Annotated in this window: 16 protein-coding genes and 1 tRNA gene; 7 read left to right on the top strand and 10 right to left on the bottom strand. The window is 71.4% G+C overall.

All coding sequences use genetic code 11. The features are described from left to right. Genes ACTWNK_RS09470 through ACTWNK_RS09450 form a run of 5 tightly spaced genes read right to left on the bottom strand, consistent with a single transcriptional unit; the run spans nucleotide 1 to nucleotide 10,274 of the window. On the bottom strand, nucleotides 1-1,797 hold the full coding sequence (locus tag ACTWNK_RS09470; protein ID WP_474303494.1) for a Rab family GTPase: 1,797 nt from the start codon (nucleotides 1,795-1,797) through the stop codon (nucleotides 1-3). After that, entirely contained in the window at nucleotides 1,797-2,765 is a 969-nt protein-coding gene (locus ACTWNK_RS09465) for a protein kinase family protein (protein WP_474303493.1), read from the bottom strand. The genes ACTWNK_RS09470 and ACTWNK_RS09465 overlap by 1 nt, the downstream gene beginning before the upstream one ends. After that, nucleotides 2,762-4,939 carry a hypothetical protein gene (locus tag ACTWNK_RS09460; RefSeq protein WP_474303492.1) on the bottom strand — a complete coding sequence of 726 codons (2,178 nt, stop codon included), beginning with the start codon at nucleotides 4,937-4,939 and terminating at the stop codon, nucleotides 2,762-2,764. The genes ACTWNK_RS09465 and ACTWNK_RS09460 overlap by 4 nt, the downstream gene beginning before the upstream one ends. Continuing rightward, nucleotides 4,939-8,070 (bottom strand): tubulin-like doman-containing protein, encoded by a 3,132-nt coding sequence (locus ACTWNK_RS09455; RefSeq protein ID WP_474303491.1) that lies wholly within the window; start codon nucleotides 8,068-8,070, stop codon nucleotides 4,939-4,941. The genes ACTWNK_RS09460 and ACTWNK_RS09455 overlap by 1 nt, the downstream gene beginning before the upstream one ends. A gap of 17 nt (nucleotides 8,071-8,087) precedes the next feature. Continuing rightward, complete coding sequence (locus tag ACTWNK_RS09450; RefSeq protein ID WP_474310874.1) at nucleotides 8,088-10,274, bottom strand: choice-of-anchor X domain-containing protein; 2,187 nt, start codon at nucleotides 10,272-10,274, stop codon at nucleotides 8,088-8,090. Between ACTWNK_RS09450 and ACTWNK_RS09445 the strand changes: the two genes are divergently transcribed. Continuing rightward, on the top strand, nucleotides 10,252-10,404 hold the full coding sequence (locus ACTWNK_RS09445) for a hypothetical protein (protein WP_474311155.1): 153 nt from the start codon (nucleotides 10,252-10,254) through the stop codon (nucleotides 10,402-10,404). The two genes, ACTWNK_RS09450 and ACTWNK_RS09445, sit on opposite strands and share 23 nt — an antisense overlap. A gap of 379 nt (nucleotides 10,405-10,783) precedes the next feature. Further along, on the top strand, nucleotides 10,784-11,854 hold the full coding sequence (locus ACTWNK_RS09440) for a DNA alkylation repair protein (protein WP_474303490.1): 1,071 nt from the start codon (nucleotides 10,784-10,786) through the stop codon (nucleotides 11,852-11,854). Here ACTWNK_RS09440 and ACTWNK_RS09435 read toward each other — a convergent pair. Continuing rightward, nucleotides 11,835-12,200 (bottom strand): nucleotide pyrophosphohydrolase, encoded by a 366-nt coding sequence (locus ACTWNK_RS09435; RefSeq protein WP_474303489.1) that lies wholly within the window; start codon nucleotides 12,198-12,200, stop codon nucleotides 11,835-11,837. The two genes, ACTWNK_RS09440 and ACTWNK_RS09435, sit on opposite strands and share 20 nt — an antisense overlap. Continuing rightward, a complete protein-coding gene (locus ACTWNK_RS09430) occupies nucleotides 12,197-12,496 on the bottom strand; it encodes a nucleoside triphosphate pyrophosphohydrolase (RefSeq protein ID WP_474303488.1) in 300 nt (99 codons plus the stop codon). The genes ACTWNK_RS09435 and ACTWNK_RS09430 overlap by 4 nt, the downstream gene beginning before the upstream one ends. A gap of 78 nt (nucleotides 12,497-12,574) precedes the next feature. On the opposite strand from ACTWNK_RS09430, the gene ACTWNK_RS09425 reads away from it, so the two are divergent. Both ACTWNK_RS09425 and ACTWNK_RS09420 read left to right on the top strand, forming a co-directional pair. Next, complete coding sequence (locus ACTWNK_RS09425) at nucleotides 12,575-13,561, top strand: HNH endonuclease family protein (RefSeq protein ID WP_474303487.1); 987 nt, start codon at nucleotides 12,575-12,577, stop codon at nucleotides 13,559-13,561. A 45-nt stretch (nucleotides 13,562-13,606) separates the two neighbouring features. After that, nucleotides 13,607-14,395, top strand: coding sequence for an Fpg/Nei family DNA glycosylase (locus ACTWNK_RS09420; RefSeq protein ID WP_474303486.1), 789 nt, complete (start codon nucleotides 13,607-13,609; stop codon nucleotides 14,393-14,395). A gap of 102 nt (nucleotides 14,396-14,497) precedes the next feature. Here the strand turns inward: ACTWNK_RS09420 and ACTWNK_RS09415 are convergent. Beyond that, nucleotides 14,498-14,572: transfer RNA gene (locus ACTWNK_RS09415), tRNA-Arg, on the bottom strand. A gap of 141 nt (nucleotides 14,573-14,713) precedes the next feature. Between ACTWNK_RS09415 and ACTWNK_RS09410 the strand changes: the two genes are divergently transcribed. Next, nucleotides 14,714-15,109 (top strand): response regulator transcription factor, encoded by a 396-nt coding sequence (locus ACTWNK_RS09410; RefSeq protein WP_474310872.1) that lies wholly within the window; start codon nucleotides 14,714-14,716, stop codon nucleotides 15,107-15,109. Between the two features lie 183 nt (nucleotides 15,110-15,292). On the opposite strand, the gene ACTWNK_RS09405 is transcribed toward ACTWNK_RS09410, so the two are convergent. Further along, on the bottom strand, nucleotides 15,293-18,088 hold the full coding sequence (locus ACTWNK_RS09405) for a helix-turn-helix transcriptional regulator (protein WP_474303485.1): 2,796 nt from the start codon (nucleotides 18,086-18,088) through the stop codon (nucleotides 15,293-15,295). 123 nt (nucleotides 18,089-18,211) lie between these two features. Here ACTWNK_RS09405 and ACTWNK_RS09400 point away from each other — a divergent pair, with 123 nt between their 5' ends. After that, on the top strand, nucleotides 18,212-18,817 hold the full coding sequence (locus ACTWNK_RS09400) for a LysE family translocator (RefSeq protein WP_474303484.1): 606 nt from the start codon (nucleotides 18,212-18,214) through the stop codon (nucleotides 18,815-18,817). After that, a complete protein-coding gene (locus tag ACTWNK_RS09395; RefSeq protein WP_474303483.1) occupies nucleotides 18,814-19,707 on the top strand; it encodes an alpha/beta hydrolase in 894 nt (297 codons plus the stop codon). The genes ACTWNK_RS09400 and ACTWNK_RS09395 overlap by 4 nt, the downstream gene beginning before the upstream one ends. Here ACTWNK_RS09395 and ACTWNK_RS09390 read toward each other — a convergent pair. Next, nucleotides 19,700-20,887, bottom strand: a complete 1,188-nt coding sequence (locus tag ACTWNK_RS09390; protein WP_474303482.1) for a hypothetical protein — start codon at nucleotides 20,885-20,887, stop codon at nucleotides 19,700-19,702. The two genes, ACTWNK_RS09395 and ACTWNK_RS09390, sit on opposite strands and share 8 nt — an antisense overlap. Nucleotides 20,888-20,889: the final 2 nt, after the last annotated feature.

Raw genomic sequence — 20,889 nt, 5'->3', positions numbered from 1 at the left:
TCAGATTCCGATCTTCTCGGCCCCTGGAGCGGTGATGACACCCGTCATCGCCAGCAGGGACAGCAGAGGGTTCAGCGTCCGGCACGGGCGCACGCCCCGGACGAAGGTCTGGTTCTCGACCGCGTCGGACCCCGCGGCCGACGCGACGTGCAGGGTGGCCTTGGCGCACTCCCGATACGGTCTCGTCCACACCTCGGCCCCCCTGGCGTGCAGGTAGGCGAAGACGTCCTGGCTCTCCCTGAGCAGGGCGTCGGCGTCGATCGTCTGGTCGGGCTGGCGCATCCACGAGGCGATCGGCTCCTCGAAGCGCAGCAGGTCCGCCTTGTTCACCACGATGGCCGCACTGAGGGCCGACAGCCGGTCCGCGCCTTCCAGCAGGCCGAGCACGATGCCGAACGTACGGTCGCCGAGCTCGTCGCGATCCAGGTCGGCGGCGTTGACGACGAAGATCAGACCGTCGGCCACATCGAGGAACGGCCGGGCCGCGTCGATCTCCAGCAGGTCGCCGCCCGCGACGTCGAATAGGGCGACCGGCGTGGCGGGACCCGCGCCCTGCCTGATGAGGTAGCAGCCGACCAGGCCGACCGCTCCGGACCTGGTCTGCTCGACCACCTTCGACTCGTTGAGGAAGGGGCCGATCTGCTCGTCGAGCAGGCTCTTGTGCGCGGCGAGCGCGGCCGGCTGGTGCCTGAGGCCGAGGCCGAGCCCCCGCTTCTCCATCTGGCCGATCATCGCCGTGAGCAGGTGGGTCTTGCCCGACTCGGTCTCGCCGACGAAGCCGATCACCACCGGCGGGCCGTGCTGGCCGTACGCCAGGGGCAGGTAGTGGGCCGAGCCCTCGTTGAGCTGGTCGGTGCATCGCACGAAGGCCGTGCGCAGCAGGGCGGCCTTCCGGTTGGCGTTGCAGTCGGCCGGGATCGTCAGCTCGATGTAGTCGCCTTCGCCGGGGTCGTACCGGTAGAGCCTGGGGTCCTGCCAGCTCAGTGAGGAGCCGCAGATCGGGCAGGTCACCAGCTTCTCCGGAGGGCCGGGCGTCGGCCGTGCCGTGGGAGGAGAGGGCATGTGCACTCCGGTGGGGACGTGGCCGGCCGGTGGAAGGGGGATGGCGCCCGGGGTACGGGCGAAGTCGGTCACCAGGCGCCCGGCGACGGCCGCGAAGACCGGGTGCGGATGCAGCTCGCCGGCCCCCGCCCTGAAACGGATGAAGAGGCCGGGATGGGCGGGAGGGGTGGGCCGGTCGTCGAACGTCTCGTAGGACAGGTCTCTGTTCTCGCCGAGCGGCAGGCCTTCGAGGATCGCCTGCAGGGCCCAGAGCATCGGGTAGGCGTGCTCGGTCGGCGGCACCTCGATCGGCCCCGTGTGCCCTCCGGCCAGCACGTGCGACAGCAGCGGGGCCAGCAGTGCGAGCGGACCCGGCCCCTTGGCCACGCGCCGCAGCTCGGGGCCGCACCGGGCGAACTCCGCCGCCGACAGCGGGCGCAGCAGGGGGTCGTCGTCGCGCAGCTCCAGCGCCATGCGCAGGGTGAGCACCTTGGCCGGGCCGACGATCACGCGTGCCTCGGCGCCGTCGCCGCCGCCGTTCTGCTGCCGTCTGACCAGCACGGCCTCGCCCCTGAACGTGCCGTAGAAGTGGCTCACACCGGGCGAGCCGAACGGACTGGTCCGCAGCCAGGGCTCGATCCTGGCGTCCCAGCGCGTGAGCTCCTGCGGGGCGAGCGTCGTCCAGACCGGGGCGAACGTACGGCCCTGCGGGGTGTCCTGCCAGCCGTACACGGCTCGGTGCAGTTTGGTGAGCATCAGCGCCACAGCCTTCGGCGTTTGCCCTGGTTCGCCTCGACGGGGTCGGGGCGCCGGGCCGGCTCGGGCTCCGGTGGGGGCACGGCGGTCTCCGGGTGCTTGAGCGCGCGGGCCTGGGCGAAGGCGGACCTGCCCGCCAGCAGCGCCGCGCCCGGTCCGGCCCGCTTGGGCGTGGGGTCGAAGACGTTCAGCCTGCCGAGCAGCTCCTTGGGGTCCGGCCGGTTGACCATCGGACCGAAAATGCCGTCGAGCAGGTGCTGGAGCTCGGGTTTGGCGGCCAGCTGTGTCGTGGTGAGGTGCTCGTGCCCCGTCGCCACATAGAAGATCAGCCGCCCGGCCGCCCACACGTCGTCCTTGCCGCTCACCGTGCCGCTCGCCTGGCCCGGCCGCTGCTCGGGCGCGGCCCACGGCTCGGTCCCGACGACGGCGCGCGGGGCGCCGATCACCGTGGCGTCGTGGAAGGCGGTGATCTGCAGGCCCGCGTCGCCCCAGCGCACACTGTCGGGCGAGATGCCGCGATGGGCGAGCCCCGCGGCGCTGATCCACCTCAGTGCGGTGAGCAGTCCCTCCTGGAACCTGGTCATGTCGCTCGGCAGGATCTTGCCGGTCGTGTCGGCCACCGGCCTGCCCTGGTACGGCTCCAGCAGGGCGAAGGGGGCGCTCGCGTCGGAGTCGAAGCCGACCAGCCTCGACACCTCGGGCGGATGCCCGACGTCGGCGCACAACGCGTGCAGCCTGACCCCGGCGAGGATCTCGTTGTCCAGCGCGTCGTAGCAGGCGGCCAGCCGCTCCGCCGGGAGGAGCTGCAGCAGCTCGCGTACGGAGCCGTCCTGCGCCTCCAGCGTCAGCGTCCTGGCCCGCAGCCGCGCGCCGCTCCCGGCCGCCTCCTCCTCGCAGCTCAGGACGACGGCCTCGCGCCATCCGCCCGACGGCTCGCGGTAACGCAGCTGCTGTCCGCTCTCGCTCATGACCCGTTCACCTCGCTCTCGCCCGCCCAGCTCTGCACCACCACGCCCGCGCGTACGGGGACCAGGCGCACCACGCCCGCGTGCTGGATCGACGGCACCCACACCGTGTCGGCCGGCAGGCCGCGCTCGCTCGCCTGCCTGCCGAGCGTCGGCGCGAAACGCACCGCGCCGGGCCTGGCCGAGCCCACGTCGAGGAGGGCCAGGTCCTCGGCCGCGCACAGCTGCCACATGACGCCCTGGGGGTCGTGGCCCGCCGCCTTGGCCAGCTCCGACAGCTCCTCCTCGGGCGGCCCGGTCCGCGAGTCCGGCCTGGGCTCGGCCGCGAACGGCGGCGGGGCGAGCACCCCGTGGTCGATGACGTGCTCGATCCACTCGTCGAGGAGCTCGGCCGTGCGCTTGCCCGCCCTGGTGCCGTGGTCGGCGGTCGAGCCCTCGTCCAGCGTGCGCAGGTGCGGCTTCATCGCGGCTCTGACCAGGTCGTGGTAGAACTGCCCGACCCGCCAGTCCGGGCGCGTCACGCTCGGCGGCACGACGCGCATCTGGTGGGTGCGCTGCCTGATCTCGGCCGTCACGTGGTCGAGCGCCACGCTCATCCTGGTCATCGCGTCGGCCTCGGCGATCCTCGCGTCGGCGTTCGTCCACTCCAGGGCGGCCTGGCCCAGCACGGTCAGCGCGTCCTCGACCGCCCTGTGCGCCTCGGGCAGCCCGCACTCCTGCGCCCAGCGTTCGACCCGCGAGCGCCACGAGCGCATCACGCTCACCCCCGCCAGGGCCAGCGCGGCGACCAGGGCGAGCGCCCACAGCGCCGCCGCCACCGACTCACCGGCCAGCAGTCCGGTGGCCGCGGCCCCCGCCGCCGACGCCAGCGCGTTGCCCGCGACGGCGGCGGCCAGCCCGCCCGGCCTGGCGCCCGGCCCTCTGACGATGGTGAGCGTCACCAGCAGCGTCCACAGCAGGGCCATGACCAGCCCGCTGAGCAGCCCGAAGGGGCTCAGTCCCGCCAGCGCGCCGACCAGCAGGCCGACGAGCGGCAGCCACGGCTGCGGCAGCGGCATCGGCGCGGGCGCCGTCATCCGCCGGGCCAGCTCCGGCGGGCAGGCCCGGCGCAGATCGGCGAGGCGTTCCCTGCTGCCCTTCGGCACCAGCCTGGCCTGCTGCCTGTCCAGCCCCGCCACCAGCGTCGGCAGGCCGATCCCCTCCTCCAGCCCGCGCGCCAGATAGCCGTCGATCGCCGAAGCCGTGGCGGCCGGGTCGAACAGCACCAGCGGCGGCAGGTCGACGCCCGCGGCCACGATGGCCTCGCGCTGCGGCTGGGCCAGCCCGACCGTGCTGTGCGCCCTGGTGAACAGCTCCTCCAGACGCGTCCTGAACGCCTCGATCGCGCCTCCGGCCGAGGCCAGCGCCTCCTCGACCGGCTGCGGCCCGCCGATCAGACTCGCGCTCTCGGCCAGCTCCTCGACCAGCTCACCGGCCTCGGCCACCGCGTGCGTGACCTGCTCGACCGCCCTGCCCACCTCACCGTGCTCGGGCAGCAGCCTCGACCTGGCCGACGGCTTGCGTGCGGCAGGCGCGGGGAACTCGGGCGCCTGCGCGACCCCCGACGCCAGCAGCCTCTCCCCCGCCGCCACCAGCGCCTGTACGGCATCGGCGCCGCCTCCGGCCCCCGCGGCGAGCTCAAGGCCGGGGTTGGCCACCCGGCCCGGCACCCGGTCGAGGAGCCTGCGCGCCCTGGTGAACACCTCGGAGAAGGTCAGCACGTCCAGCAGCCTGCGCAGCCCGGGATCGGACTCCACGCACCTCTCCCTGCGGGTGGCGGGCGCCGAGGCCGAAAGGCGCCAGTTGATCCCGGTCGTGTCCGGCACCCACACCACACCGGCCGACTGCGCCAGGCTGCCGGGCAGTTCGAGCCCGGCCGTGCTTCCGGTCGGGCTTCCGGTCGTGCTCCCGGCCCGGCCGACCGCCACGCACAGCACGTGCTCGGTGTAGCGCGAGGGCAGCAGCACCTCGTAGGCGCGCTGGTGCGCGGTCAGGTCGCGGGCGTCCTCGATGACCAGCAGTCGGGTGAGGTCGGCCTGCTCGTCGTCGGCGAGCAGCGCCCGCACACTGGCCAGCGCCTCCTCACCGCTCTGGCCGCGAAGGTCGAGCTGCACGACGACACTGCTGACACCGCTCATCAGTGGCCTCCCGTCCTGTGTTTGTAGGCGGCATACAGCTCCCTGAGGTTCGGCCTGGTCGCCGACGGCAGGTCGAACGGATAGGCCAGGGCCGAGGGCAGCGTCCTGCTCCAGAAGCCGAGCAGCAGCTCCGCCCTGGGCCGCGCGGCCGGGTTGATCGCCGACAGCATGCCGTTGAGGTTCTCGATCTGCGGCTCGGCCAGCTCGACGAACGTCTCGAACAGCTTCGACGGCGGCGCCAGGCCCTCCTCGACGCCCCTGGGCAGCGTCTGCATGAGCTGCTTGCAGAACACCCCGTCCAGGTCGCTGCTCTCGGCCAGCGTCCACAGCTCGTAGGCCAGCAGGATGCTCGCCCACGACGAGGCGTACTCCAGCGCCTTCAGATGCAGGCTCATCGTGACGTCGTTGAGCCTGACCATCGCCTGGGCGGGCGTCCTGGGATCGCCCGAGGTGTGCACGTCGCCGTTCCACATCGCACACAGCAGGCGGTGCAGGATGCGTACCCTGTGCTCCTCGCGGGTGGCCAGATAGCCGTACTGGTAGCCGGTGCGCTGGCGCCAGGGCAGGAAGTCGTCGGTGCGCGGCCTGGCCACGGCGTCCGCCCAGACGCGCAGCACGTGGCGTACCTCCTCCACCTGGGTGATCCCCATCGAGGAGCGGAAGAGCACGACCGAGATCGTCTCGGCGCTGGTGTTGGTGAACTCCGTCGTGACGTCGCGCCCGGCCGGGAAGGTGAGCGTGCGCCGCAGGTAGTCGGCGATCGAGTGGTTCTCGGTGCCCGGATAGGTGACGAGGATCTTCATCGGGCCCGCGCCCTGCGGTGTGAACGACACCGGGACCAGGCCCTTGAGCCTGCTGACGAAGTCGGCGATCTCGGAGTCGTCCGACCTGGGCCGGTCGAGGCCGAGCCCGGCGGCCTGGTCGAGCAGGTCGCGCAGCCTCGGCAGCAGGGTCGGCCTGCCGAGCACCTCCTCCTGCAGGCAGGTCTTCACCCTGGACTTGATCCGCTCGCGCAACGCGTTGACGGCGCGTTCGGGCGTGGTGTCCTTGGCCTTGCGGTAGACCTCGCGCCAGCCGTCCTCGCCGATGAGCCTGCGCAGCAGTTCGGCGTCCGTCGCGGTGGGTTCGAGCAGTTCCTTCTCCCTGATCCTGGCCACCGCGCTCTGGTAGAACTGCTCCAGATTGCCGGGCGGCAGGTGGAAGGAGACGCCGTCGCGCGGCCGGTAGAGGTAGTCGGAGCGCTCCTTGAACCGGTCGGGATCCTGTCTGGCCTGCTCGTCGAGCGCCCTGTTCAGGGCGCGCAGGTCCTCCTCGAGGAGTTCGAGCGCGCGCGACCACCTGGGCGCCAGCTTGGCCCACGGCTCGGTCCAGAGCACCCGGGTACGCCAGCGGTACCAGATGTCCTGCTCCTGCCTGGCCGTCACGGGGGCGTCGTCGGTCCACTTGACCTTCTTCATGCCGAGCGAGGTGTCGCGCAGAGCCGGGAGCGGCGGCGGCGTTTCCTGCGATCCGCTCGGTGGTCTCGGCGCCTCCATCCGCCTGTGCATCAGTCCGGCGGCGCCCTCCCTGTCGACGGGGTCGGCGAGGGAGTCGTGGCCGAAGATCACCCGGCGTACCCGGAAGGGGTCAAGGCGCTGCAGCAGCCGGTAAGCGGCGTCGCCCGGGTTGAACTGGGCCACCATCGCGGGCACGTCCCGGTCGAGCTGGCCGCGCAGCTCGTTGAGCGCCGAGCGCATCCCGGCCAGCCGGTCCGACAATGCGGCGGCCACGTCGCGCGCCCCCGTGGCGGGCTCGGGGTCGGCGAAGACCAGGTGGCTCCTGGCGAACACCCGGTGGATCTGGGAGAGGGTGAAGAACTCCTCGATCACCGACTTGTTCGCCTCAAGACCGGGCGCGGGCTCCCTCAACTCCTCGATGCCCGTACGCAGCAGGCGGCCGGCGACGATGTCGGCCAGTTCCTCGACCGGTGTGGTGAAGGAGGTGACGAGCGCGGTCGAGACGCCCCTGTTGCCGATGCCGTTGGTGGCGGGCGTCTGGCGGATGCCGCTGGTGTTGACGAAGCTGTCGGCGAAGGACTGGTGCTGGTCGTCGTCGCCCTGGCGCTCCTCGCCGAGCTCCGAGCCGATCAGCGACATGATCAACGAGACCGCGGAGCGCCGCAGGTCGCCCGGCCTGGCGCTGGAGGGCCGCGACAGCAGGAAGGCCGTCTGCGCGATCCCCGGCCGCATCACCACCTCGCCCTCCTCAGGGTAGTGCACCGCCACCTGCTCGCTGTCGAACGGCGTGCGCTGCAACCCGGGCAGGTCGCGTACGGCGTCGGCGCCGTTCTGCTGGTCGACCAGGCGGAACAGGTCGAGCAGCGCGCGTCCCGCGTTGAGCTCGGCATGCCTGCCGCCGCCCGCGCCCTCCTCGAACGCCGACGGCATGAGGACCAGCGGGTAGATCTTGGGCTTGAGCCGTACCCCGCGCAGCTGGCGGTCGATGAGGTGCAGGTAGTCGTAGAAGATGCCCGCGCCGGTCCCGCCCGCGACGGAGAAGGCGACGAAGACGTCCACCGCGGTGGTGTTGACGTTCGTGCCAGGTCCGGCGAGTTTGTCCAGGTCGGTGGCCGCCTGCTGGCCCGACAGGTTCCCGATCGCGGCGTCCAGGTCGCGTACGGCGGGGCCGATGCCGTCCCTGAACGTCTCGAACAGCGCGGCCCTGCCGACCGTCGGCATCTGGCCCGCGCCCTTGTGCAGGGGCAGCACCCTCGGCTCGCCGTGCGCCGGAGGCAGCCAGCCGCGCACGGCGCTCTCGGCGGCCAGGCGCAGGTTGCGTGCCACCTGGGGATAGGTGTCGACCGGGGGGACCAGGTCCTTGACATAGTGCGCGTTGCGCTCGGCGACGAGGGCGTACTGGGTGTCGGGCACGACGTTCATCGGCATGCGGTCGAGCTCGGCCCGGTTGACGTCGGCGTAGACGAACTGCAGGCAGGCGGGCAGCTGGTAGCGCAGGGCGTCCTCGCGCCTGCGCTGGAAGAGCGTGCCGTCGGGGCCGCAGATCTCCTCCCGGAGCCTGCGTTCGAGCTCGGCCCCGATCTGGCAGCCTGACCCACCGAGCCCCACGAACATGACGGGCTGATAGAGCTTCATGGTGTCTCCTGCCCGGCTCAGAGCCAGGGGTCGTCGGGGTCGTCTGTCACGGTCTGCGCTCCCTGGTCGTCGGGAACGGGCACGGGCGGGCGCACCGGGGCGGGCCTGGCACGCCGCCCGAACAGCCCCGACCACGAGGGCCGTCGCCTCGGCTTGCGCGCATCGCGGAAGCCGAGGCGCAGGCCGCTCGGCAGGGGCTCGCTCTCGGCCCCGAAGGCGATCCCCTCCTCCCCGCCGAACGGTGAACGCAGCCGCACGCCCTTGTCGCCCTGCCGGGTGGCCACGAAGACCATGTCCCCGGCGTCGGGCCTGGGCGGCAGCAGGCGCGGGCTGTAGCCGTCGGGGTCGTTGACCACGAACCTGAACGAACGCGACCACCTGCTGGGCGCCTTGAGCTCCTGGCCGATCTGCTCGCCCTGGTCGCTCAGCCAGGCGTGCAGGCCGTGCACGCCGACCCGCCTGCGCCAGGCCCTGCGCCGCTGCCACCACACCAGCACGGCCAGGAGCAGCAGACCCGCGGCCAAGGTGATGTACCAGCGGTAGAGGTAGACGAGCGTGGGCGGCGGTTCGACCGTCACCCCGAGCAGGCCGTTGGCGTACGGCTCGGCGGGATCGGCCGCGTCCACCAGCGACACGCGCAGGGCGGCGCCCCCGCGCTGGGCGTCCTCGCCGAAGGCCACCGTGAAGCCGGTCGTGGTGTCGCCCGGCGCCAGGTCGAACGCGGCCGACGGCGTGAGCACGGCCTTGGCCTGGGCCGGGCCCTCCAGGACGAGGCGTACGCGCCTGGCGCTCGTCGTCTCGTTGCGCATGGTGAGCGTGCCGGTGACCGAGTCGCCCGCGAACACCTCGCCGCCCGCGTCGAACTGCACCCGGCCCTGGATCGCCGCCTCCTGCGCGCCGACCTTGACCGTGACCGGCACCCGGTCGGCCCTGACGCCGGGACCTGCGACGACACCGGTCAGGGTGAGCTCGCCCTCGACCTGCGGGGCGCGGAACGTTCCAGCGAATCGTCCGTCGTGCGCCCGGTCGTCCGGCGCCTGGCCGTCGTCGCGTACCCGGACGCGCTGGGGCGCCGGCAGGCCGGAGCCGCTGACGCCGACGTCGAAGGTGAGGCCGTTCAGCGCCTTCTCGTCGGTGATCGCGCCGTGCCTGGTGATGAGCGAGAGGCCGACCGTGATGTCCTGGCCGGTGCGCGCGATCGGCGGCTCCGGGACGATCGCGGCCTGCACGGCGCCCTGCCACAGGGCGGTCGCGCTGACGAGTTGGCTGGCGAGCTGCGCCGGGGCCCGTACCCTGACCGTCCACACGCCGTTGACCGGGTTGACGATGCGCAGCGCCTCGACGGTGGTGTTCTCGCCGCTGCGGGTGAAGGTGGACTCGCCGACGGTGCCGCTGGGCGGGGAGAGGTTGCCCTCCGGGTCGAGGAAGTCGACCTGGACGAGCGGGTCGCCCTTGCTGACGGTGATCGTGCCGTCGGTGGCGATGAGCGGGATGGCGATGTTCAGGTCGCGGGTCTGGCCGCCGGTGATGACCTCGTCGTCGGTCTCGCTCAGCTCCGAGCAGGTCGCGGCGGCGTAGATCTCATACAGCGAGCGCCGTACGTCTCCCGCGCCGTTGACGATCCTGGCGACCGGCTTGGACTCGCCGCGATCGTCGCAGCCCTGGCGGAAGCCGCCGGTGGCGAACCTGTCGAGGGCCTGGCGGGTGACGCCCGCGCCGAAGCCGAGCGGCCAGATCTGCACGCCCTGCTCCTGGGCCTGCCTGATCATGGCCTCCAGCTGCTGCCCGGCCGCGCGGTTGCGCCGCCCGCCCAGCGAGGGGTCGCCTTCGGAGCCGTTGCCGTACGCCGGGCTGCGGGCGACGTCGAGCTGCCCGTCGGTCAGCAGGAGGATCACCTTCTGCGCGTCGCCGGGCGAGCCTTCGCGCAGGGTGGACAGGGCCTGGGCCAGGGCCGCGACATGATCGGTGTCGTTTCCCTCGGCGTCGGTGCGGCGGTGCACGCCTTTCGCGCAGGTGGCGAGATATTGCAGGCTCACCCCACCGTCGACCACCGTGGGCCGACAGATTTCCGTCACTGCATTTTGTCCGGATTCGCCGTTATTGCTACCAAATCCAAACACGGTGACCCGACTTTTCGGATTAAGTACGCTTTGTGCGATAACTGAGGTGGCCTCGGCCTCCTTGGCGACATCCGCCTCGGTCAGACTTCCCGACTCGTCGACGACGACGACCAGGTCAAGGGCGATCGTCTCGGGTGACATCGCCGCCGCACTCGGCCCCGCCACCAGCAGACCGGCCGGGACGAGACAGGCCAGCAGGGCAAGGCGCAGGTAGTGATGGGTGGGGCGCCGTCTTTCCGGTTTCATCCACACCAGTCCTCACACGAACCCAGACACTATTGAGCGTTTATGGGTGTATCGGATTTCAATGGCATAATGGAATGGGGGTTACTTCTTCGTTATGATGATTAGTTTCGGCTGTCCAAATTAAGGACATATCCGGCCCGCTCATTGCCCGAAGTTACGGACATTTTCGCGATCACCCCAAGCCGCCAACCCGTACCAGTGCGGGTAAGCGACCAATAGGACGCCCCACTTTTCCGGTATGCCGGACACATGTGGTGGGCGGCCAAGAAATGATCTATGGTTTCGCGCAGCACCGGATGAACCCGGGCGTTCCCACGGCTGTCGGTGGCGTCTGACAGGCTGAAGCCGTGGCCGAGCCCCTGAAAGACATGATCAACACCGCATCGGTGACCGACCTCTCCCAGAACCTGGCGACCGTCCGGCCGTCCTTCCCCCGGTCCGCCTTCGTCTCGGCGGCGACGACCGGCCTGACACACCTGGAGCTCAAGGATCGGGTCAGACACGTCTCCCAGGCCCTGCACCAGGCCCTCCCACTGCCCTTCCCCGAAGCCGCCTCGCTCCTGCGCCAGGCGGTCAGGCCGGTCACGCTCACCCTGTGGAGCGGCTGGCCCGCCACCGACTACATCGCCACGCACGGCCTCGACCACCCGGAGGAGGCGCTGGCCACCCTCGCGGTGCTCACGCCCTACGCGACGGGCGAGTTCGCCGTGCGCCCCTTCCTCGACCGGCACCACGACGACACCCTCAAGATCATGACAGGCTGGGCCGGCTCCCCAGACGAGCACCTGCGCCGCCTCGCCTCCGAAGGCACCCGGCCGCGGCTGCCGTGGGCGACCCGCGTGCGCCGGTTGATGGAGCCGGGCCCGACCCTGCCGATCCTGGAAGCCCTGCGCGACGACCCCAGCGAATATGTGCGGCGATCGGTCGCCAACCATGTCAACGACCTGGCCAAGGACCACCCTGACCTGGTCGTCGAGCTGCTCGGGCGCTGGCGGGCCGAAGGCGGCTCACACATCGAGCGGGTGCTGCGGCACGCCCTGCGCGGGCTGGTGCGGGCCGGGCATCCCGACGCGCTCGCCCTGCTCGGCGCCGTTCACGGCAACGGCAGGGTGCTCTCGCTCTCGCTGCCCTCCGACCGGGTGCGCGTCGGCGCGTCGCTGGCGTTCGCCCTCACCGTTGCGGCCGACGCGCCGGGGCCGATCGTGCTCAAGTACGCCGTGGTGCGCGAAGGCTCGCGCCGCGTCTTCCACCTCGGCGAACGGGTGGCGAGCCGGGCGGGCGAGACGTTCACCGTGCGCAGGTCGCACTCCTTCAGGCCCGTCACCACCCGCGCCGAACCACCGGGGCCGCGCAGGCTCGACGTCATCGTCAACGGCGAGCCCAGGGCGTCGGCCGAGTTCACCCTGCTGGGTCGCTGAGCGGTGGCGCCTTCTTCGCCGAGCCGCGATAGGTGCCCACGTCGTAGCGCCGCTCGTTGTGCTCCAGCTTGTCCTCGGCCGCACGCAGCAGGTCGACGCCCAGCACGTCGGCCAGCCGCACGGCGTACAACATCACGTCGCCGAGCTCCGAGCGCACCCTGGCCAGGGTCTCGGCGTCGAGATCGGCCGACTCGGCCGTGGTCAGCCACTGGAACTCCGCGACCAGCTCGCCCACCTCGCCCGCCAACGCCATCGCCAGGTTCTTCGGCGTGTGGAACCTCTCCCACTCCCGCTCCCCGGCGAACTCACGCAAGCGCACACGCAGCCGTTCGAGCTCGGCGCTCACGCCAGGAAGAGCCGCTCGTCGAAGGCGCCGCGCTCGGCCGACTTCGCCTCGGCCGCCTTCACGACGTCGGTCCAGGCGTGCCCGTCCGCCTTGGCCAAGGCGCGCAACACCTCCAGCACGTCGCCGATCTCCTCGACCACCTTGTCCGCGCCCGCGTCCCTGACCTCGATGACCTCCTCGAACAGCTTGGTCACCAACGCCTCGCGATACGCCGCCTCCCCCAGCACCGTCACCACGGGCTCCCCGCCCTGCCGCCTGATGATCCCGGGAATCCCGTCCCGCACCAACTTCCCCATCCCGCCCCTTACCCTTCTGTCCCCACCGATTTCACGGCGCCTGAGCCTATCCCTTTCCCGAACGGCGGTGCTGCCTCCTTGGACTTCTTCGACACCGACCCGACAGCCGTCTCCTCCTGGCGTCTCGCGGTGCTGATGGGCGCCAACAGCCGCACGTACAAGTTCGCACTCGGCGCCGCGCTCCTGAAGGCCGCCACCGAGGGCCGCACCGAACTCCCGCTGCGCGAGCTGGCCTCGCCGTACGCGATGGGGCTCGTACGGCACATGCGTGAGGCGCCGCAGGCCTCCTCCCGCATCACGCCGGGCGACGGCGACTTTCTCAGCGTCGCGCGGCGGGAGGCGGAGGAGTCGCTGCGTTTCGGCGGGCCCACCGACCTGCTCCTCGACGCGGCCGTGGCGTCGATGCCGCGCATGGTCATGCGCAAGTTCCACAATCTGCGCGGCGACACCGAGGTGCCGCACCGCTTCTACGAGATCGGCGGGAGCACGCGGGAGCGATTGGTCTTCCTCACCGACCATCTGCGGGCGGTGGCACGCTCGGAGCAGGCCGGCCTCCTGCACGGCGAACTGGCGGCGCGCTGGAGCATCGTCGAGACGTCGTTCGCGGCGGAGATCGGCCGCAGTCTGGTCGAGGAGGGCGTGTCGGTCGACCTGCCCAGCCTGCGGATCACCGACACGCGCAGGCGGCGATCGGTCGCGGGGGTCGCCGAGGCCGTCATCGGCTTCCAGCACGGCCGCTGCCTGATCTGCGACCTGCCCCTCACCACGGCGGCGGGCGAGAGCGCCGTCGACCACGTCTTCCCGTACTCGTTCATGCGGCTGCTGCGCCCGTCCCTCGATCTGGACGCGATCTGGAACCTCGCACCCGCCCACACCTCGTGCAACGGGCACAAGAGCAACCGCCCGCCGCTGCCGGTCGAGCTGGACCGGCTCGCCGCGCGCAACCAGGCCATCATGGACTCGCCCCAGCCGCTGCGGCGCACACTCACCCTCACCCTGAGCCGGCACGGGTTCCGCTCGCAGGGCTGGCACGCGTTCCTTCGGCACGTGCGGGCGATGATGTAGCTCCTCGGCGGCCGTACGATCCTGGAGGAGCGAGGAGGAGGCGTCGTGCCTGAGGGTCACACCATTCATCGGCTGGCTGCGGAGTTCGGTGAGCGGTTCGTCGGTGAGGTGGTGCGGGCCGGGAGTCCGCAGGGGAAGTTCTCCGACGGAGCCGCGCTGGTCGACGGGGGTGTGATGACCGGCGCCGACGCCTACGGCAAGCATCTGTTCCTGGAGTTCGGGCCTCGGTGGGTGCATGTGCATCTCGGGCTGTTCGGCAGGCTGGACTTCACCCGGACGCCCAAGGACGAGACCGTGCGCCTGAGGCTCACCACCGAGGCGCAGATCGCCGATCTTCGCGGGCCCACCGCCTGCGAACTCCTCGACGACCGCACGCCCATCCTCGGCCGCCTCGGACCGGACCCGCTGCGCGCCGACGCCGATCCGCAGCGCGCCTTCGAGCGTGTGCACCGCAGCGCGCTGTCGATCGCCGCCCTGCTGATGGACCAGAAGGTCATCGCGGGCGTGGGCAACGTGTACCGGGCCGAGGTGCTGTTCCGCCACCACGTCGATCCCGAACGGCCGGGCCGGTCGATCACACCCGCCGAATGGCAGCTCATCTGGGACGACCTGGCCGCCCTGATGTCCGAAGGCGTGAAGCACAACCGCATCGACACCGTGCGCCCCGAGCACACGCCCGAGGCCATGGGCCGCCCTCCTCGCAAGGACGACCACGGCGGCGAGGTGTACATCTACCGCCGGGCCGGCCTGCCCTGCCTCGTCTGCGGCACCGAGATCCGCACCAAGCCCTTGGCGGCCCGCAACCTGTTCTGGTGCCCGACCTGCCAGGCGTAACCGGCTCATTCAACGAGAACGGGCGGGTCTCCGTGAACTGGAGATCCGCCCTCTTCGATGCTGTCCGTCCTGCTCAGGAGGTGTTTTCCCCTGATGGACGTGTGGTGCCCCCTGCAAGATTCGAACTTGCGCTCCCGGCTCCGGAGGCCGGTGCTCTATCCCCTGAGCTAAGGGGGCTCAACCGGTGACAACGTTACCAGCATCCGCCCACTCCTCGTCACCAAGATAAAGGTCCGGGCACACATCCCTCGAAAACCGCACGTGACCCCCGCTCCAGCGGTTAACTTCGTGGCCGTGGGCGAGGTACTCGGCAAGGTCATGGTCGTGGATGACGACGAGGTCATCCGGCAGCTCATCGCGGTCAACCTGACCCTTGAGGGGTTCGAGGTCGAGACCGCCTTCGACGGGCAGGACTGCCTGGATCGGGTGATGGAGGTGCAACCGGACGTCGTCACGCTGGACGTGATGATGCCCAGACTCGACGGATGGGTGACAGCCGATCGGCTGCGGACCACCGAGGGGACCAATCACATCAAGGTCGTCCTCATCACGGCCAGGGCGCAGGACCACGACCGCCGCCGGGGACTGGGTCTCGGCGCGGACGCGTATCTGACCAAGCCGTTCGACCCGGCCGAGCTCATCCAGGTCGTCCGCGACCTGGCCGTACGCGCCAAGGGCGGCGGCGGTTCGCCGGACGACACCCAGACCGGGTAGCGGGGCCGTCGAGGGGGCACGCCTCCTCAGCAGCAGGTGAGCCTCTGCGGTGCTGAAGTGTCATCTGCCGTACGGAGACGTACGAACGCGCACAAGTGCGTCAGGGTGTTGGCAGACATCCAGCCCATCCGGCAGATGGCGCTTCACCACCGCAGAACACACCGGAGCCAGACGCTCGGCCGGTCACCCCAGCAGGCCCTGACGCCGGGCCGTGGCCGCCGCCTGGGTGCGCGACGACGCGCCGAGCTTGCCCAGGATGTTCGACACGTGCACGCTGACCGTCTTGTGGGCGATGAACAGCCGTTCCCCGATCTCCCGGTTGCCCAATCCCTCGCTCACCAGGGCCAGCACCTCGAGCTCCCGGGCCGTCAGTCCGCCACCGGCGGCAGCCGCCACCCCCGCTGCGGAGAACCGCGCCCGGCGCCCCAATGCCTCCAGCTCCCCGGCCAGCGGCGCCGCGCCGAGCGACGCGGCGGCGGCGACGGCCTGGGCCCATTCGGCATGGGCCTGCTCACGCCTGCCTCCGGCCAGCAACGCCTCGGCCAGACGCCAGCGGCAGCGGGCCACCTCGTAGACGAAGCCGTAGTCGAAGGCGGTGACCGCCTGCTGCCAGAGGCCGGGATCGAGACGGCCGTGCGCTCGGTGCCATTCGGCCTCGACGCGGATCATCCACGCCTTGCCCTCCAGCCCCATCTCGCCGCGTAGCCCGGTCGGCCCCTGGATGGCGGCATGCCGGGCGCGGGCGAGCAGGGCGTCGGCCCCTTCGGGGCGGCCGAGCTCGGCCAGGGCCCACAGGCCGACCGCGCAGATGCGTAGATTGCCGGAATCGATGGGGTCCAGCAGCCCGAGCACGGCTTCGACATGCGCCAGAGCGATCTCGGGCCTGCCGTTCCACAGCTCGTGCTCGGCGGCGAGGCCGCGGGACATGTAGGAGACCAGGACGTCGGACCAGAACGCCTCCAGCCAGGTCAGCCGCTCGGTGAAGGCGGCACGCCCTCTGGCCACCTCGATGAACAGCGAGAACGACGACAGCACCGCCTCGGGCACGGTGCCGACCCGCACGCCGAACCCGGCGGCGACGCGCTCGGCGGCGTCCCACTCGCCGGACACGTAGTGGATCAGGAAGCGCAGGAACCGCAGGTCGGTGCCGTAGGTGCTCCAGGTGAGCCCGGCATCGACGGCCAGGCGGCTGCCCTGGTCGATGACGCGGGCCGCCTCGGCGAACGCGCCCTGCTCGTAGTGCGCGCGGGCCAGGATGAAGTGGGCGCGCAGGTCGATCGCGAGATCGCCGGAGCTCTGGGCGATCACCTCGGCCAGCAGTGCGGTGGCGGCCTCGAAGTCGCCGTGGTAGTCGGCGTAGGCGCTGAGTGTGATGAGCGCGCTGACCTCGGCGTCGCGCGCGCCGATGGAACGCGCCAGGGTCAGGGCGCGCTCGGCCGCGACGCCGACCTCGTCGTGACGCGGGCTCCAGGTCAGCGCTCTGGCGAGGGTGGCGAGCGCCCTGGCCCTGGCGACGTCGTCGGCGGCGCTCTCGACGGCGCACTCGGCGTTGGCGATGGCCTCGTCGAGGTGGTCCTCCTCGTAGAGGTAGTACGCCAGGCGCTCGCAGATCTCGCTCTGCGGCCCGGCGACGGCGATGATGCCCTTGAGCTGGGTGATCGCCCGGTGGTTGTCGCCGCTGTCGGCGGCCATGACCGCGCTGCGCAACGCGATGTGCGTACGGGCGCCCCCGGCCAGCTCCTCGGCGCCCTCGACCCGCTCCCACAGCCCGAGCGCCTGGTCGTAGTGCCGATGCGCCTCCGCCGGCGCCCCGAGGCGTTCGGCGCGGCGACCGGCCTCGGCCGAGGCGCTGAGCGCTCCGGCCAGGTCGTGGCCCGCGAGGTAGTGGTGGGCCAGCTCCGCCGGAAGCGTCAGGCGCTGGGCGAAGTCGGCATGCAGGCGCGTGCGCTCGCCCGGCAGCAGGTCGGTGTAGACGGCCTCCTGCAACAGCGCGTGCCTGAAGGTGTAGCCGTAGCCTTCGGGCCGCAGCAGCCCACGCGAGACGATCTCGCGCACGGCGTCCTCGAACTCGGCGGTCGGCAGCCCCGACACCTCGCGCAGCAGGTCGTCCTCGACCCTGCGCCCGGCGACGGCGGCGGCGCGCAGCACCCGCTGACCGGCCTCCGACAGCACCTCGGTACGCGACAGCAGCAGGCTGGCCAGCCCGTCGGGCAGCGTGTCGCCGTCGGCCACCGCGGCCAGCAGCTCCTCGGCGTAGAACGGATTGCCTTCGGCCCGTTCGAGTACCTGACCGATGACCCGGGCATCCGTCTGCCCGAAAGTGCCAAATGTCGCCAGATAGTCAGACATGTCACCAGGGTCGAGCGGACGCAGCTCCAGCCCGGTCACAGCGGGCAGCCGCTGCAGCTCGGCCAGCACCCGCCGCAGCGGATGCCGCCGATGCAGATCGTCGGTCCGGTACGTGCCGACCAGGAAGACGTGCTCGGTCTGCAGCATCCGGCTCAGGAACACCAGCAGGTCCCGCGTCGAGCGATCGGCCCAGTGCAGATCCTCGAGGACCAGCAGCACCGGCTGCACCTCGGTCAGCAGCCCGAGCAGCGAGCCGAACATACGCTGCTGCGTCAGCCCGGACGTCGGATCGGCCCCGCTCTCCTGCCCTTCGCCGGGCAGAATGCGCCCGAGCACGGGACGCGTCTCCAGCGCCGCCCGCACCTGCCCGTCGGCGCCACGCAACGCATCGGCGAGCGGAAGGTAGGGCAAGGCGTCGCCGAGCTCGGCGCACTGCCCGATGAGCACGGCGAAACCCCGCGCCCTGGCCTCGCCGACGAGCTCGGCCACCAGCCGGGTCTTGCCGATCCCCGCGTCACCGCCCACCAGGGCGACGCCCGCGGTGCCTCCGGCGGCCGAGTCGAGCACGCCGAGCAGTCGTCCCAGCTCCTGGGACCTGCCGATCAGCGTATGGCCGTTCACGTTCGTCATGATGTCATGCCTTCGCGCCATATCCTGCCGCCCGGAATTGGTCCCCCACGTGACCCGGATATTGGCCTTCCTTCTCCCCGCCCGACCGCAATAGCGTCCTCAAGTGTGATTTCGTCCCACACCATGGCCCTTTTCGTCATAACCGCGCTGGCGCTGGTCCTCATTCCGGGGCCGAACCATCTCTACATCACCGCCAGAGGCCTGGCCCAGGGCCGGGCGGCGGGTGTGGTGAGCGCGCTGGGCGTGGAGAGCGGCGTCCTGGTGCACATCGCCGCGGCGGCGGCCGGCCTGTCGTACCTGATCGCACAGTCGGCCACGGTGTTCAACCTGGTCAAGTGGGCGGGGGTCTGCTACCTGGTCTACCTCGGCGTCAAGGCCCTGACCGGCAAGGACACGACGACCGCCGAGACGCCGAACGTGCAGCCGCTGGGCCGTGTCTTCCTCGAAGGCATGGTGGTCAACATCCTGAACCCGAAGGTGACGCTGTTCTTCCTCGCGCTGCTCCCCCAGTTCGTGGACGCCAGGGCAGGCTCCCCGGCCCTCCAGATCGTGGTGCTCGGCCTGATCCTGATGACACTCGGCCTGGCCTCCGACATGGTGTACGCGATCACGGCGGGCACCCTCGGCGGGCGGCTCGCCCGCAGGGCCAGGTCGCTGCGCATCACCAGCGGCGTGGTGTACCTGGGGCTCGGCGTGATGACGGCGTTCACCGGCCGGACCGCGGCGTGAGAGGCCTGGCCGCCTTCCTGCTGATCGCCCTGCTCGCGGGCTGCGCGTCCGCGCCCGCGCCTGCCGTACCGGTGGCCGTGCCGGTGCTCAAGGTGGTCGAGGAGCGCAGGCAGGGGCGGCTGGTCGACCTCACCGTCGACTCGCCCGCGCTCGGCGGCACGGCGCTGGTGCAGGTCCTGCTGCCCGCCGGGTGGCGTCCAGGCACCCGCTGGCCCGTTCTGTACCTGCTCGAAGGCTGCTGCCAGCGCGACAGCCTCGGCTGGGTGAAGTACGGCAGGGCCGACCTGGTCACCGAGAAGGCCGATGTCATCGTCGTCATCCCCGAAGGCGGCTACGCCGGCTTCTACGCCGACTGGATCAAGGGCCCGAAGTGGGAGACCTTCCACCTCACCGAGCTCAGACAGCTCCTGGAGAGCAAGTACGGCGCGAGCGATGCCAGGGCCGTGGCGGGCCTGTCCATGGGCGGGTTCGGCGCCCTGTCCTACGCCGCGCGCCATCCGGGCATGTTCAGGGCCGTGGCCTCCTTCTCCGGCCTGGCGAACGTGTCGTCGGCCGATGTCGACTACATCACCGGCAAGTCGGGCGACAACCCGGCCGACCTGTGGACGAGCGCGGAGCCGTACAACCCGACCAGGCTGGTGGGGTCGCTGAAGATCCCGGTCTATGTGAGTTCGGGCAACGGCAGGCCGGGTCCGCTCGACAGGCCGCCCGCCGCCGTCGACAACGGCGAGGCCGGCATCGAGCGGCAGAACAGGGAGTTCGCCGAGGCCGCGAGGAAGGCCGGAGTGCCCGTCACGACCGACTTCTACGGTCCAGGCCGTCATGTCTGGCCGTACTGGACCAGGTCGTTGCAGCGGGCGCTGCCGATGCTGACGGGCGCGCTCAGCTGAGCGAGGCGGGGATGCGGTCGAGCACGGGGTAGGGCACCAGGCCGTAGGCGTAGAAGTCGACGGCCGAGGCGCCCGCCGCCTTGGCCCCTCTGACCTTGGCCACCAGCCTGTCGGCCGAGTCGGAGTCGGGGATGCCAGGCCGCAGCACCGCCCTGACCTCGCGGTCCTTGCCGACCGAGCGCAGGTAGGCGCCGACGTCGTCGGCCACGCGTGCGGCGTCGCGGGCGTAGGCGAGCACGCCGAAGGAGGGGACGAGGTCGCCCAGTGCGACCAGGTCGACGCCGAGCTGCCAGGCGTCGTGCGCGGCGAGGCCGGGCGAGGGCAGGCCGTCGATGTAGCCCTTGACCGCGCCGGTGCCGTCCATGAAGACGAGCTTGGACCCCTCGTCGGCCACGGCGGCGGCGACCTCGGACACCAGCGAGGTGATGGTCTCCGACCTGGCCCTGGCATAGGCGACGACGTCGGGACCGGCGTAGGCGGTGAGCGCGGCCCTGGTGACCTCGCCCTGGGCGGGCGCCTGGCCGTCGAGCACGGCCCCGACGATACGGGCGCACTCCTCGCGGGCGAGCCCGGCGTCGACGCCCAGGTCGGTGGCCCGGCGCAGGCAGAAGTCGCAGAAGCACAGCCCCAGCAGGTAGGTGTCCATGGGGCCGAGCTGGGTGAAGGTACGCGCCTTGCGCAGCGGCATGAAGTGCAGCGCCTCGGCCACCACGCTGTCGACGCCCTGCCTGGCCACGGCCCTGGCCAGCGCCGTGCAGTACGTCCTGACGTCGGGGTGGCCAGGGCACAGGTCGACGGGTGAGCCCCTGTCGCCGAAGCAGTTGCGCACGGTGACGTCGGGGTGCTCGGCGCCGATGGTGGCGTTGCGCAGGAAGACCGTCCAGCCGTGCAGCTTGAGCCCGCGCTCGGTGCACCCGGCCCGCAGCCCGTCGAACACGTCGCGGAACCCGGCGGGCGGAACCAGCCTGGCCTCGGCGAACAGGTCGTCGGGCAGCGGGAAGTGCACGCCGTCGTGCCTGACGGTCACTCTGGACAGCCCGTGCGGGGTGATGTCCCTGGCGCCGTGGTGTGCGGCGCCGATGGTCACTCCGGCCACGCCGAGGCCGCCGATCGTCGTCAGCAGCCTGTCGAGGCCTTCACCGCGCACGTCTTCGGCGAAGACGTATATCGAACTGTCCACGG

This window comes from Nonomuraea sp. IBHARD001, assembly GCF_056106265.1.
This window is presented reverse-complemented; position numbering and strand designations above follow the sequence as displayed.